Here is a 12,831-nt window from a genome sequence, read left to right on the forward strand (position 1 = left end):
TGCGCCGGGTCAGGGGGAGATCTGCGCCGGGTCAGCGCGAGATATGGGCCGGGTCAGCCCAGGCGCTCGATGATGGTGACGTTGGCCTGGCCGCCGCCCTCGCACATGGTCTGCAGGGCGTAGCGGCCGCCGGTGCGCTCGAGCTCGCCCAGCATGGTGGTCATCAGGCGGGCGCCGGTGGCGCCGATGGGGTGGCCCAGGGCGATGCCGCCGCCGTTGACGTTGACCTTGTCGTGGGGCGCGCCGGTCTCCTTCATCCACGCCAGCACGACCGAGGCGAAGGCCTCGTTGCACTCGAAGAGGTCGATGTCGTCGATCCCGAGGCCGGTGCGCGCGAGCGCGTGCTCGGTGGCGCGGATCGGGCCGGTGAGCATCCACACCGGGTCGTCGCCGCGCACCGAGAGGTGGTGCACCCGCGCCCGCGGGGTCAGCGAGTGCTGGGCCACGGCGGCCTCGGAGGCCAGCAGCAGCGCCGCGGACCCGTCGCAGATCTGCGAGGCGACCGCCGCGGTGATCCGGCCCCCGGGAGCCAGCGGCTGCAGGCCGGCCATCTTCTCCAGCGAGGTCTCGCGCGGGCACTGGTCGGTGTCCACGACGGTGCCGTCGGGCAGGGTGACCGGCTCGATCTCGTCCTTGAACCGGCCCTCGGCGATGGCGGTGCGGGCGCGGTCGTGGGAGGCCAGCGCGAAGGCCTCCATCTCCTCGCGGCTGATGTCCCACTTCTCCGCGATCATCTCGGCCGAGCGGAACTGGCTGACCTCCTGGTCGCCGTACCGCGCCTGCCACCCGGGCGACTCGGCGAACGGCGTCGAGAAGCCGTACTGCTGCCCCGCCAGCATCGCCGCGGAGATCGGGATCGCCGACATGTTCTGCACGCCGCCGGCGACCACGAGGTCCTGGGTGCCGGACATGACCCCCTGCGCGGCGAAGTGCACCGCCTGCTGCGAGGAGCCGCACTGGCGGTCGATGGTCACGCCCGGCACGTGGTCGGGCAGGCCCGCGACCAGCCAGGCGGTGCGCGCCACGTCGCCGGCCTGCGAGCCGATGGTGTCGCAGCAGCCCAGGACCACGTCGTCGACGGCGCCGGCGTCGATCCCGGTACGCCGCACCAGCGCGGCGATCGAGTGCGCGGCCAGGTCGGCGGAGTGCACGCCGGCCAGGGCTCCCCCGCGCCTGCCGACCGGGGTGCGCACGGCGTCGATGATGTAGGACTCGGGCATGTCAGGGCCTTTCGGTGGAGATCCCGTCGAGCAGGATCGTGAGGTACTGGTCGGCGATCTCGACGTGGCTGTGCTTCCCGCCGGGGCGGTACCACTTCACCGCCACCCAGACGGTGTCGCGGATGAAGCGGTAGGTGAGCTCGATGTCGAGGTCGTCGCGCAGCGCCCCGCTCTCGACGCCCTCGGTGAGCAGCGCGACCCACACCCCGCGCGACTGGGCGTTGCGCTCGGCGAGGTAGCCGAAGCGCTCGAAGCCGCCGAGGTAGCCGGCGTCGTTCTGGAAGATCGCGACCTCGTGCGGGTGCTGGTCGATCGCCTCGAACGACAGCCGCACCGCCCGGTCGATCTTGGTGCGCGCGTCGTCGTCGCTGGCCAGCACGGCGTCGTACGCCGCGAAGAGCTCCTCCTGGAAGGTCGAGAGGATCTCGTCGACCATCGACTCCTTGGAGTCGAAGTGGTGGTAGAGGCTGCCCGAGAGGATGCCGGAGGCCTCGGCGATGTCGCGCACCGTGGTGTTCTTGAAGCCCCGCTCGGCGAAGAGCCCGGCCGCGATCCCCAGCAGCTCGGTACGACGGGTGGGGGCGGTGGACGGCTCGGTGCTCATGGGTCCAGTCTCCTAGGCCTGCTGGCTGGAGACGGCGACGACTTCGCCGGTCATGTAGGAGGCGTAGTCGCTGGCCAGGAAGACCATCACGTTGGCGACCTCCCACGGCTCGGCGGCGCGGCCGAAGGCCTCGCGCTGCTTGAGCTCGTGGAGCAGCTCGTCGGAGGTGACCTTGGCCAGGAACGGGTGCATCGCCAGGCTGGGCGACACGGCGTTGACACGGATGCCGTGCGGGGCCAGGTCGACGGCCGAGCAGCGGGTCAGCGCCATCACCCCGGCCTTCGCGGCGGCGTAGTGCGCCTGGCCCTCCTGGGCGCGCCAGCCGATGACGGAGGCGTTGTTGACGATGACGCCGCGCGTGCCGGCGGCGACCATCCGCTGCCCGGCCGCGCGCACGCAGCGGAAGGTGCCGGTCAGGGTGATGTCGAGGACCCGGCTCCACTGCTCGTCGGTCATCTCGAGCACCGAGGCGGTGCCGCCGAGGCCCGCGTTGTTGATCATCACGTCGACGCCGCCGAGCCCGTCGGCCACGTCGAGCAGCGCGGCGACCTGGGCCTCGTCGGTGACGTCGCAGACCTGCTGGCGCACCCGGTCGGCGCCGAACTCGGCGGCCAGCGCCTCCTCGGCCTCGGCGAGCCGTCGCGCGTGGGTGTCGCTGAAGACGACCGCACGCGCGCCCTCCTCCAGCACGCGGCGCACGACGGCGGCGCCGATGCCGGCGCCGGCCGCGGCGGTGACCACCACGACCTTGCCGGCCAGCAGGTCGTGGCCGGGCACGTAGTCGGGCACCGGCTGCTCGGGGCGTTCGGCGGTCATCGGGCTCCCTGCGTCGAGGTGGTCGGGGTCGTGGGTCGGGGTTCGCGGGGCAGGCCGAGCACCCGCTCGGCGAGGATGGTGCGCTGCACCTCGTCGCTGCCGCCGTAGATCGTGTCGGCGCGGCTGAAGAGGAAGAGCCGCTGGTGCGGGTCGAGGTCGTACGCCGCCCCGCGCGCGGTGAGCCCGTCGGCGCCGGCGACCTGCATCGCGAGCTCGCCGAGCCGGCGGTGCCAGCCGCCCCAGACGAGCTTGGCGATCGAGGCGGCCCCGCCGCCGGCGGCGGAGTCGGAGCCGGCGGTGACCGCGGAGAGCCCGCGCAGCGCGTTGACCCGCATCACCTCGAGCTCGACGGTGGCCTGCGCGAGGCGGTCGCGCAGCACCGGGTCGTCGTACGAGCCGTTGGCGCGGGCGCGCTCGACGACGGTCTCGAGCTCGCGGGCGAAGCCGACCTGCTGGCCCAGGGTCGAGACGCCGCGCTCGAAGCCGAGCAGGCCCATCGCCACGCCCCAGCCGCGGCCGGGCTCGCCGACGACCATCGCGGCGTCGGTGCGGGCGCCGGTGAGGAAGACCTCGTTGAACTCCGAGCCGCCGGTGATCTGATCGATCGGGCGCACCTCGACGCCCTCCTGGTCGAGCGGCACCAGCAGGAACGACAGCCCCTCGTGGCGCTGCGAGCCGGGCTCGGTGCGCGCCAGGACGAAGCACCACTGGGAGAGGTGGGCCAGCGACGTCCACACCTTCTGCCCGTCGACCACCCACTGCTCGCCGTCGGGACCGGGCTCGAGGCGCGCGCGGGTCTGGACGTTGGCGAGGTCGGAGCCGGCGCCGGGCTCGGAGTAGCCCTGGCACCACAGCTCGGTGGCCGCGACGATCGGCGGCAGGAAGCGCTGCTGCTGCTCGGGGGTGCCGAACGCGATGAGGGTGGGCCCGAGCAGCTCCTCGCCGAGGTGGTTGACCCGGGCGGGGGCGTCGGCGCGGGCGTACTCCTCGTGGAAGATCACCTGCTGCATCAGGCTGAGGCCCCGGCCGCCGTGCTCGACCGGCCAGCCCAGCGCGGTCCAGCCGTGGGCGGCGAGGTGCTGGTTCCAGGCCAGCCGCTCGTCGTGGGCCTCGTGGTCGCGGCCGGGGCCGCCGAGGCCCCTGAGCGCGGCGAAGTCGCCGGTGAGGTGGTCGCCGAGCCACGTGCGCACCTCGGTGCGGAAGGCCTGCTCCTCGGCGGAGTAGCTCAGGTCCATGGTTCTCCTCTCAGCGACCAGGCGCTACGGTAGCCTACCAAGCACTTGTTTGGTCCAGGTCAGCCCGAGAAGAGGAGCGCCCCGGTGGCCCACCCCCCGACCATGCCCGCGGCCCTCCGGGCGGTCGCCCGGGAGCACCCCGAGCGCCCGGCCGTGGTCGACGGCGAGACGTCGTTGTCCTTCGCCGAGCTGCACGAGGCGGTGCGCGCCGCCGCCCGCGGCTACCTCGCCCTGGGCCTGCGCCCCGGCGACCGGGTCTGCGTGTGGGCGCCCAACAGCTGGCGCTGGGTGGTCGCCGGCCTCGCGACGACGTACGCCGGCGGGGTGCTGGTGCCGGTCAACACCCGCTACCGCGGTGAGGAGGTCGCCGACGTCGTGGCCCGCTCGCGGGCCCGGGTCTGCGTGGTCGCCGACGGGTTCCTGGGCCGCTCCCAGGTGGCCGAGCTGCGCGCCGCGCTGCCGGGGCTCGACGAGCAGGCGGCCGTCGTGGTCGTCGGCGACGGTGAGGCCCCGCCCTCCACCACGGCGTACGACGACCTCGCGGGCCTGGGCGCGCAGGTCACCGACGCCGACCTCGACGCACGCGTGGCGGGCGTGGGGCCCGACGACGTCGCCGACATCCTCTTCACCTCCGGCACCACCGGGCGCTCCAAGGGGGTCCTGACCGCGCACCGCCAGACGCTGCTGGCCGCCGAGCGCTGGACCAGCACCTGCCGGGTCACCGCCGAGGACCGCTACCTGGTGATCAGCCCGTTCTTCCACTCCTACGGCTACAAGGTCGGCATCGTCTCGAGCCTGCTGACCGGCTGCGCGCTCCACCCGGTGGCGGCGTTCGACACCGAGCGGGTGCTCGCGATGATCGAGCGCGAGCGGCTCACGATCTGCCCCGGCGCCCCGACGATCTTCCACTCGCTGCTGGAGTCGCCGTCGTTCCCCACGACCGACACCTCGTCGCTGCGGCTGGCCAACATGGGCTCGGCCAGCATCCCGCCGCGGCTGATCGAGCGGATGCTCGACGAGCTCTCCTTCGAGCTGGTCGTCCCGGCCTACGGCATGACCGAGTGCGTGGTCGCCACGATGTGCCGCCCCGGCGACCCCGACGAGGTCATCGGCACCACCAACGGCCGGGTCGTCGACGGGGTCGAGATGCGGGTCGTCGACCCGCAGTCGGGCGCCGCGCTCGGCCCGGGCGAGGTCGGCGAGATCCAGCTGCGCGGCGAGATGGTGATGCTGGGCTACCTCGACGACCCCGAGGCCACCGCCGAGGCGGTCGAGCCCGACGGCTGGCTGCACACCGGCGACCTCGGCACCGTCGACGCCGACGGCAACATGCGCATCACCGACCGGCTCAAGGACATGTACATCTGCGGCGGCTTCAACGTCTACCCCGCCGAGGTCGAAGCCGTGCTGGCCCGCCTCGACGGCGTGGTCGAGGCCGCGGTGGTCGGGGTCCCCGACGAGCGGATGGGCGAGGTCGGGGCGGCGTACGTCGTCGCCCGGGCCGGCCACGACCTGACCCCCGACGACGTCGAGGCGTTCCTGCGCGAGCGGCTGGCGAACTTCAAGGTGCCGCGCCACGTCGAGCTCGTCGACGAGCTGCCCCGCAACGCCTCCCTCAAGGTGCTCAAGGCCGAGCTGCGAGCCCGCACGACGACGAAGGACGACCGATGGACCTGACGCTCAGCGACGACGAGCGGGCCTTCCAGGCCGAGGCGCGGGCGTGGCTGGCCGCGCACGTGCCGACGACCCCGCTGCCGTCGATGGACACCGAGGCGGGCTTCCGCGCCCACCAGGAGTGGGAGGCCCGGCTCGCCGAGGCGCGCTGGTCGGTCGTGTCGTGGCCCGAGGAGCTCGGGGGCCGCGGCGCCTCGCTGGTCGAGTGGGTGGTCTTCGAGGAGGAGTACTACCGCGCCGGCGCACCCGGCCGGGTCTCCCAGAACGGGATCTTCCTGCTGGCCCCGATCCTCTTCGAGCACGGCACCCCCGAGCAGCAGCGCCGCTTCCTGCCCTCGATGGCCACCGGCGAGCAGGTGTGGGCGCAGGCCTGGTCGGAGCCCGGGGCGGGCTCCGACCTGGCCTCGCTGACCTCGACCGCGCGGCGCGACGAGGCCCGTGGCGGCTGGGTGCTCGACGGGCAGAAGACCTGGTCGTCGCGGGCGTCGTACGCCGACTGGGGCTTCGGGCTGTTCCGCTCCGACCCGCAGGCCCAGCGGCACGCGGGCCTGACCTACTTCCTCTTCCCGCTCGACGCCGAGGGCGTCACCGTGCGCCCGGTCGCGCAGCTCGACGGTGAGCCGGGCTTCGCGGAGATCTTCCTCGACGGCGTGTTCGTGCCCGACTCCGACGTGCTGGGCGCACCCGGCGACGGGTGGCGGGTGGCGATGAGCACCGCCGGCAACGAGCGCGGGCTCTCGCTGCGCTCCCCCGGCCGGTTCTGCGCCGCCGCCGACCGGCTCGTGGGCCTGTGGTGCGAGCACGGCGAGGAGGTGCCCTCGGCCGCCGCGGGCGTCGTGGACGCCTGGGTCCGGGCGCAGGCCTACCGGCTCTACACCTGGGGCACCGTGACCCGGCTGGCCGGGGGTGGCGACATGGGAGCCGCCGGCTCGGTCAACAAGGTCTTCTGGTCCGAGCTCGACATCGCGCTGCACGAGAGCGCCCTCGACCTGCTCGGCCCGGCCTCGGAGGTCGACTCCGCCTGGCTCGACGGCTACCTCTTCTCGCTGTCGGGGCCGATCTACGCCGGCACCAACGAGATCCAGCGCAACATCGTGGCCGAGCGCATCCTCGGCCTGCCCCGCGAGCCGAAGGGAACCGGTCGATGAGGTTCGTGCCCACGCCCGAGCAGGACGACTTCGCCGGCTCGCTCGAGCGGCTGCTGGGCGCGGCCGGCACCGTCGGTGTCGCCCGCGCCTGGGCCGCCGACGACACCGGCCCGGGCCTGGCGCTGTGGCGGCGCCTGGCCGAGCAGGGCGTGAGCGCGCTGCTGGTGTCGGAGGAGGCCGGCGGGATGGGTGCGGGCCCCGTCGAGATGGTGCTGGTCCTCGAGGCCCTGGGCCGCCACGCGGTGCCGGGGCCGTGGGTCGAGTCGGTGGCGTTCCTGCCGGTCCTGCTCGGGGACGGCCCGGTCGTCGAGGCGCTGGCCGAGGGGGCGGTGGGCAGCGTCGCCCTGGCCCCGCACGTGCCCCACGCCCTCGACGCCGACGTCGCCGACCACCTGTACGCCGTCGTCGACGGCGGGCTCGTGGGCGCGAGCGCCGGCGAGCGGCACACCTCGGTCGACCGCACCCGCCGCCTCTTCACGCTCGCCCCCGACGGGGCGCCCCAGGCGGGCGCCGGCGACCTCGGTCGCGCCTTCGACACCGCCGCGCTCGCCACCGCCGCCCAGCTGCTGGGTGCGGGCGAACGACTCCTCGCCGACACCGTCACCTACGTCAAGCAGCGCCGGCAGTTCGGCCGCGAGATCGGCTCCTACCAGGCAGTCAAGCACCGGCTCGCCGACGTGCGGATCGCCCTCGACTTCGCCCGCCCGCTGGTGCACGGCGCGGCGCTGGCCGACCCGGCCACCTTCTGCCGCGACGTCTCGGCCGCCAAGCTGGCCGCCGCCGACGCGGCGTACCTGGCCTCGCGGGTGGCGCTCCAGGCGCACGGCGCGATCGGCTACACCCTCGAGCTCGACCTGAGCCTGTGGATCACCAAGGTGCGCGCGCTCGTCGCGGCCTGGGGCACCACCGCGTTCCACCGCGACCGGGTGCTGGCCGCGCTCGTCGCCGAGCGCGGGGCGGTGTCCTGATGGAGCTCGGGCTCAGCGAGGAGCAGACCGAGCTCGCCGCCACGCTGCGCGCGCTGCTGGCCAGGCGGGCGACAGCGGCGCCGTCCGCGCCGCGGCCGACTCGCCGGCCGGCCACGACCCCGCCCTGTGGCAGGTGCTCTGCGAGCAGGTCGGGGTGGCCGCGCTGGCGGTGCCCGAGGAGCACGACGGGGCCGGGGCCTCGGCGTTCGAGACCTGCGTGGTGCTGGAGGAGCTGGGGCGCTGCCTGGCGCCCAGCCCGCTGCTCGCCTCCCTCGTGGTCGCCGAGACGCTGCTCGCCAGCGGTCCGCCGAGGCCTGCGCCCGGCTGCTGCCGCGGGTCGCCGCCGGCGAGGTGGCCACGCTCGCCTGGGCCGGGCTGACCGGCCCCGGTCGCACCGAGCCGTGCGCCGCGGTCGGGTCGCGGCTCAGCGGCACGGTGGGGCCGGTGCTCCTCGGCGACGTCGCCGAGGTGCTGCTGGTCGCGGCCCGCACCGAGGAGGGCGTGGCGCTCTTTGAGGTCGACCCGGCGACGACCGGCCTGACCCGCACCCGCACGCCCGCGATGGACACCACCCAGCGCCTGGCCACGCTCGGGCTCGACGACGTCGAGGCCACGCCCGTCGTCGCCGACGCCACCGCGGCGCTGGCCCGGGCCCACCTGGTCGGCACCGTCGGGGTCGCCGCGCTGCAGGTCGGCGGCGCCCAGCGCGGCTCGACATGACGGTGGCCTACTCGAAGGAGCGGGTGCAGTTCGGGCGCCCGATCGGCTCCTTCCAGGCGCTCAAGCACCGGATGGCCGACATGCTGGTGCTCGTCGAGACGGCGCGCTCGATCGCGTGGGCGGCGGCGTACGCGGTCTCGGTCGGCGCGCCCGACGCCCCGCGGCTGGCGGCCAGCGCCGGCTCGTGGTGCTCCGACGCGCTCGAGCAGGTGGCGGCCGAGACCGTGCAGATGCACGGCGGGATCGCGATCACCTGGGAGCACGACGCCCAGCTGCTCTTCAAGCGCGCCCACGCGCTGGGCCAGCTCTTCGGGCAGGCCCACGAGCACCGGCGCGCCGTCCTGGGCTGAGCGCGGCCGCGAGGGAGTTTCATCGGGTACCCGATGGACCTGTCGCCGCAACCATGAACCTTCATCGTCCCGGCAGGAGGTCCATCGGGGACCCGATGAAACTCCCGCCGCGGGCCCCACGGCCGTCAGTCCCGCATCGGTACCCGTACGCCGCACTCCTCGGCCACCTCGACGGCGCGGTCGTAGCCGGCGTCGACGTGGCGGATCACGCCCATGGCGGGGTCGTTGGTCAGGACCCGCTCGATCTTCTGCGCGGCCAGGTCGGTGCCGTCGGCGACGCACACCTGCCCGGCGTGGATGGAGCGGCCCATGCCAACCCCGCCGCCGTGGTGGATCGAGACCCAGGTGGCGCCCGAGGCGGTGTTGACCAGCGCGTTGAGCAGCGCCCAGTCGGCGATCGCGTCGGAGCCGTCGAGCATCGCCTCGGTCTCGCGGTAGGGCGAGGCGACCGAGCCGCAGTCGAGGTGGTCGCGCCCGATCACCACGGGGGCCTTGAGCTCGCCGTTGGCGACCATCTCGTTGAACCTCAGCCCGGCGCGGTGCCGCTCGCCGTACCCCAGCCAGCAGATGCGTGCGGGCAGGCCCTGGTAGGCGACCCGCTCACCGGCCATGGTGATCCACTTGTGCAGCCGCTCGTACTCCGGCTTCTCGTCGGCGGGGAACAGCTCGAGGATCGCCTTGTCGGTGGCGGCGATGTCGGCGGGGTCGCCCGAGAGCGCGGCCCAGCGGAACGGGCCCTTGCCCTCGCAGAAGAGCGGGCGGATGTAGGCGGGCACGAAGCCGGGGAACTCGAAGGCGCGGTCGTAGCCGCCCTTGCGGGCCTCGTCGCGGATCGAGTTGCCGTAGTCGAAGACCTCGGCGCCGGCGTCCTGGAAGCCCACCATCGCCCGCACGTGCGCGGCCATCGAGGCCTGCGCGGCCTTCGTGAAGCCGGCGGGGTCGGCGGTGCGCTCGCGCTCCCAGTCCTCGAAGGCCACCCCGGCGGGCAGGTAGTAGAGCGGGTCGTGCGCGGAGGTCTGGTCGGTGACGACGTCGATCGGGGCACCCCGCTCGAGCAGCTCGGGCAGCACCTCGGCGGCGTTGCCGAGCACCCCGATCGAGAGCGGGCGGCGCTCGTCGCGCGCGGCGACGGCCAGCTCGAGGGCGTGGTCGAGGGAGTCGGCGCGCACGTCGAGGTAGCGGTGCTCGATGCGCCGCTCGATGCGCGCGGGGTCGCACTCGACGCAGATCACGACCCCGTCGTTCATGGTCACCGCCAGCGGCTGCGCCCCGCCCATGCCGCCGAGCCCGGCGGTGAGGGTGATGGTGCCGGCCAGGGTGCCGCCGAACCTCTTGTCGGCGACCGCCGCGAACGTCTCGAAGGTGCCCTGCAGGATGCCCTGGGTGCCGATGTAGATCCACGACCCGGCGGTCATCTGCCCGTACATCGTCAGCCCGAGGTCCTCCAGCCGGCGGAACTCCTCCCAGTTGGCCCAGTCGCCGACCAGGTTGGAGTTGGCGATCAGCACCCGCGGCGCCCACTCGTGGGTGCGCATCACGCCCACGGGCTTGCCCGACTGCACCAGCAGGGTCTCGTCGTCGGCGAGGTCACGCAGGCTGCGGACCAGCGCGTCGTACGCCGCCCAGCTGCGCGCCGCCTTGCCGGTGCCGCCGTAGACGACGAGGTCCTCGGGGCGCTCGGCGTTGGCCGGGTCGAGGTTGTTCATCAGCATCCGCAGCGGCGCCTCGGTCTGCCAGGAGCGGGCGCTGAGGGTGGTGCCGGTGGCGGCGTGGACGGGCAGGCGGTGGTTGGTCATGCGAGCTCTCCGATCACGGACTCGGCGGCGCCCAGGACGGCGCCGGAGGCGACCAGACCGACGGCGGTCTCGATCTCCGGGGACAGGTGGCGGTCGGGGCCGGGGCCCTCGACCCCGGCGTCGCGCAGCAGCGCCACGACCGCTGCGGTGGCGGGCGAGGGCTCCAGCGGGGCGCGCAGGTCGAGCGCGCGGGCCGCGGTGAGGACCTCGATGGCCACGACCCGGGTGAGCCCGTCGACGGCGCGGCGCAGCTTGCGCGCGGCCGACCAGCCCATCGAGACGTGGTCCTCCTGCATGGCGCTGGAGGGGATGGAGTCGACCGAGGCCGGGGCGGCCAGGCGCTTCATCTCCGAGACGACGGCGGCCTGCGTGTACTGCGCGATCATCAGCCCGGAGTCGACGCCCGGGTCGTGGGCCAGGAACGGCGGCAGCCCGTGGTTGCGGGCCTTGTCGAGGAAGCGGTCGGTGCGCCGCTCGCTGATCGAGGCGACGTCGGCGGCGACGATGGCCAGGAAGTCGAGGGCGTAGGCGACCGGGGCGCCGTGGAAGTTGCCGTTCGACTCCACGCGTCCCTCCTCGGCCAGCACCACCGGGTTGTCGACGGCGCTGGCCAGCTCGCGCGAGGCGACCAGGTCGCAGTGCTCGAGGGTGTCGCGGGCGGCGCCGTGCACCTGCGGCGAGCAGCGCAGCGAGTAGGCGTCCTGCACGCGGTGGCAGTCGGGCCCGCGGTGGGAGGCCATGATCGCCGAGCCGTCGAGCAGCCGGACCAGGTTGGCGGCCGAGGCTGCCTGGCCGGGGTGCGGGCGCAGGGCCTGCAGCTCGGCGGCGAAGACCCGGTCGGTGCCGAGCTGGCCCTCGACCGACATGGCCGCGGCGATGTCGGCGGTGCGCAGCAGCACCCGCAGGTCGGCGATCGCCAGCACCAGCATGCCGAGCATCCCGTCGGTGCCGTTGATCAGCGCGAGGCCCTCCTTGGCGGCCAGCTCGACCGGGCGCAGCCCCGCGGCGGCCAGCGCGTCGGCGGCGGGCACGAGCGCACCGGCGGCGTCGCGCACCATGCCCTCCCCCATCAGCGCCAGCGCGCAGTGCGAGAGCGGCGCGAGGTCTCCCGAGCAGCCCAGCGAGCCGTGCTCGTGGACCACGGGGGTGATCCGGTGGGTGAGCAGGTCGGCCAGCAGCTGGGCGGTCTCCAGGCGGATGCCGGTGTGGCCGGTGGCCAGCGTCGAGAGCCGCAGCAGCATCAGCCCGCGGGTCACCTCCGCCTCGACCTCGGGCCCCGACCCGGCCGCGTGCGAGCGCACCAGCGAGCGCTGCAGCTGGGCGCGCAGGTCGGTGGGGATGTGGCGGGTGGCCAGGGCGCCGAACCCGGTCGAGATGCCGTACGCCGGCGTGCTGGCCGCGGCCAGCTCCTCGACCACCGCGCGGGCCCGCTGGATCGCCTCCACCGCGTCCTGTCCCAGGTGCACCCCGGCGCCCCCGCGGGTGACCGCCACCAGCTCCTGCGGGCTGACGGGACCCACGCCTAGCGTGATGGTCGCCGAGGGCGGGGCGGCGGTGGGGCTCGTGTGCTGCTGCATGGGTCCATGCTCCGACCGCGCCCGGCGTCCCGGAAGGGGTCGGGCGGGCACCGGTGTCTCGGATGCGAGACCCAGGCGCCGAGGACTGACAGGTGCCTCCCAGGTGGGCCCGAGGGTCGTGCCAGGGCCGCTGCGCAGCCTGGGCCCCGACCCACTCAACGACACGAGGAGGTGCGACATGCGTCGCACAGCAACGTTCACCGCCGGGGTCGTCCTGGCCGCCACCGCCGGCACCGGCATCGCCGCCTGGGGGGTGCCCGCCCTGGCCGAGACCACCTCGGAGCAGAGCACCGACCAGAGCACCGAGCAGGGCACCGACAAGGAGGACCGGCGCGCGCAGATGCAGGGTGCGCTGGGCGAGGCGCTGGCCGCCGAGCTCGGCCTCGACGCCGACGAGGTCACCGCCGCCCTGGAGAAGGTGCAGTCCGAGCTGCGCACCGAGATGCAGGCCGAGCACCTCGCGCAGCTCGAGGAGCGACTCGCGGCTGCGGTCGAGGCCGGCGAGCTCACCCAGGAAGAGGCCGACGAGATGCTCGAGCGCGCCGAGTCCGGCGAGCTGCGCGGCCCCCGCGGGCACGGCGGCCCCGGCGGACCGGGCGGTCGCGACGGGGAGCGGCCCGGCAGCGACCAGGACGGCGACGAGGACGGCACCCAGGACGGCACCGCCGAGTCCGAGGACAGCAGCACCAGCCTCTGAGCCCTGCACGCACGACGAAGCCCGCC

The 12,831-nt window shown here is 74.4% G+C and carries 13 protein-coding genes; 7 read left to right on the top strand and 6 right to left on the bottom strand.

Annotated elements, in window-relative coordinates; all coding sequences use genetic code 11:
- Positions 1-53 precede the first annotated feature (53 nt).
- Genes H0S66_RS04395 through H0S66_RS04410 form a run of 4 tightly spaced genes read right to left on the bottom strand, consistent with a single transcriptional unit; the run spans position 54 to position 3,875 of the window.
- Positions 54-1,220 carry an acetyl-CoA C-acetyltransferase gene (locus tag H0S66_RS04395; protein ID WP_179614316.1) on the bottom strand — a complete coding sequence of 389 codons (1,167 nt, stop codon included), beginning with the start codon at positions 1,218-1,220 and terminating at the stop codon, positions 54-56.
- Position 1,221: 1 nt separating this feature from the next.
- Entirely contained in the window at positions 1,222-1,824 is a 603-nt protein-coding gene (locus tag H0S66_RS04400) for a TetR/AcrR family transcriptional regulator (RefSeq protein WP_179614317.1), read from the bottom strand.
- A 12-nt stretch (positions 1,825-1,836) separates the two neighbouring features.
- Positions 1,837-2,640, bottom strand: coding sequence for an SDR family oxidoreductase (locus H0S66_RS04405; protein WP_179614318.1), 804 nt, complete (start codon positions 2,638-2,640; stop codon positions 1,837-1,839).
- The gene (locus H0S66_RS04410; RefSeq protein WP_179614319.1) at positions 2,637-3,875 is read right to left on the bottom strand and encodes an acyl-CoA dehydrogenase family protein; all 1,239 of its coding nucleotides are present in this window, start codon (positions 3,873-3,875) and stop codon (positions 2,637-2,639) included. The genes H0S66_RS04405 and H0S66_RS04410 overlap by 4 nt, the downstream gene beginning before the upstream one ends.
- Before the next feature lie 84 nt (positions 3,876-3,959).
- Between H0S66_RS04410 and H0S66_RS04415 the strand changes: the two genes are divergently transcribed.
- From H0S66_RS04415 to H0S66_RS20030, 6 genes are all read left to right on the top strand, one after another.
- A complete protein-coding gene (locus H0S66_RS04415; RefSeq protein ID WP_276529359.1) occupies positions 3,960-5,552 on the top strand; it encodes a FadD3 family acyl-CoA ligase in 1,593 nt (530 codons plus the stop codon).
- Positions 5,543-6,697, top strand: coding sequence for an acyl-CoA dehydrogenase family protein (locus H0S66_RS04420; RefSeq protein ID WP_179614320.1), 1,155 nt, complete (start codon positions 5,543-5,545; stop codon positions 6,695-6,697). Before H0S66_RS04415 ends, H0S66_RS04420 begins: the two co-directional genes overlap by 10 nt.
- The gene (locus H0S66_RS04425) at positions 6,694-7,665 is read left to right on the top strand and encodes an acyl-CoA dehydrogenase family protein (RefSeq protein WP_179614321.1); all 972 of its coding nucleotides are present in this window, start codon (positions 6,694-6,696) and stop codon (positions 7,663-7,665) included. Before H0S66_RS04420 ends, H0S66_RS04425 begins: the two co-directional genes overlap by 4 nt.
- Before the next feature lie 133 nt (positions 7,666-7,798).
- Positions 7,799-8,044 carry an acyl-CoA dehydrogenase family protein gene (locus H0S66_RS20020; RefSeq protein ID WP_219633615.1) on the top strand — a complete coding sequence of 82 codons (246 nt, stop codon included), beginning with the start codon at positions 7,799-7,801 and terminating at the stop codon, positions 8,042-8,044.
- On the top strand, positions 8,017-8,385 hold the full coding sequence (locus H0S66_RS20025) for a hypothetical protein (RefSeq protein ID WP_219633616.1): 369 nt from the start codon (positions 8,017-8,019) through the stop codon (positions 8,383-8,385). Before H0S66_RS20020 ends, H0S66_RS20025 begins: the two co-directional genes overlap by 28 nt.
- Positions 8,382-8,735: an acyl-CoA dehydrogenase family protein gene (locus H0S66_RS20030; RefSeq protein WP_219633617.1), complete on the top strand. Its 354-nt coding sequence runs from the start codon at positions 8,382-8,384 to the stop codon at positions 8,733-8,735. Before H0S66_RS20025 ends, H0S66_RS20030 begins: the two co-directional genes overlap by 4 nt.
- A 125-nt stretch (positions 8,736-8,860) precedes the next feature.
- On the opposite strand, the gene hutU is transcribed toward H0S66_RS20030, so the two are convergent.
- Complete coding sequence (gene hutU, locus H0S66_RS04435; RefSeq protein WP_179614323.1) at positions 8,861-10,531, bottom strand: urocanate hydratase; 1,671 nt, start codon at positions 10,529-10,531, stop codon at positions 8,861-8,863.
- Positions 10,528-12,108: a histidine ammonia-lyase gene (gene hutH / locus H0S66_RS04440; RefSeq protein ID WP_179614324.1), complete on the bottom strand. Its 1,581-nt coding sequence runs from the start codon at positions 12,106-12,108 to the stop codon at positions 10,528-10,530. The genes hutU and hutH overlap by 4 nt, the downstream gene beginning before the upstream one ends.
- A 178-nt stretch (positions 12,109-12,286) precedes the next feature.
- On the opposite strand from hutH, the gene H0S66_RS04445 reads away from it, so the two are divergent.
- A complete protein-coding gene (locus H0S66_RS04445; RefSeq protein ID WP_179614325.1) occupies positions 12,287-12,805 on the top strand; it encodes a hypothetical protein in 519 nt (172 codons plus the stop codon).
- The last annotated feature ends 26 nt before the right edge of the window (positions 12,806-12,831 follow it).

Source organism: Nocardioides marinisabuli, from assembly GCF_013466785.1.
In the GTDB taxonomy this organism is placed as follows: Bacteria; Actinomycetota; Actinomycetes; order Propionibacteriales; family Nocardioidaceae; genus Nocardioides; species Nocardioides marinisabuli.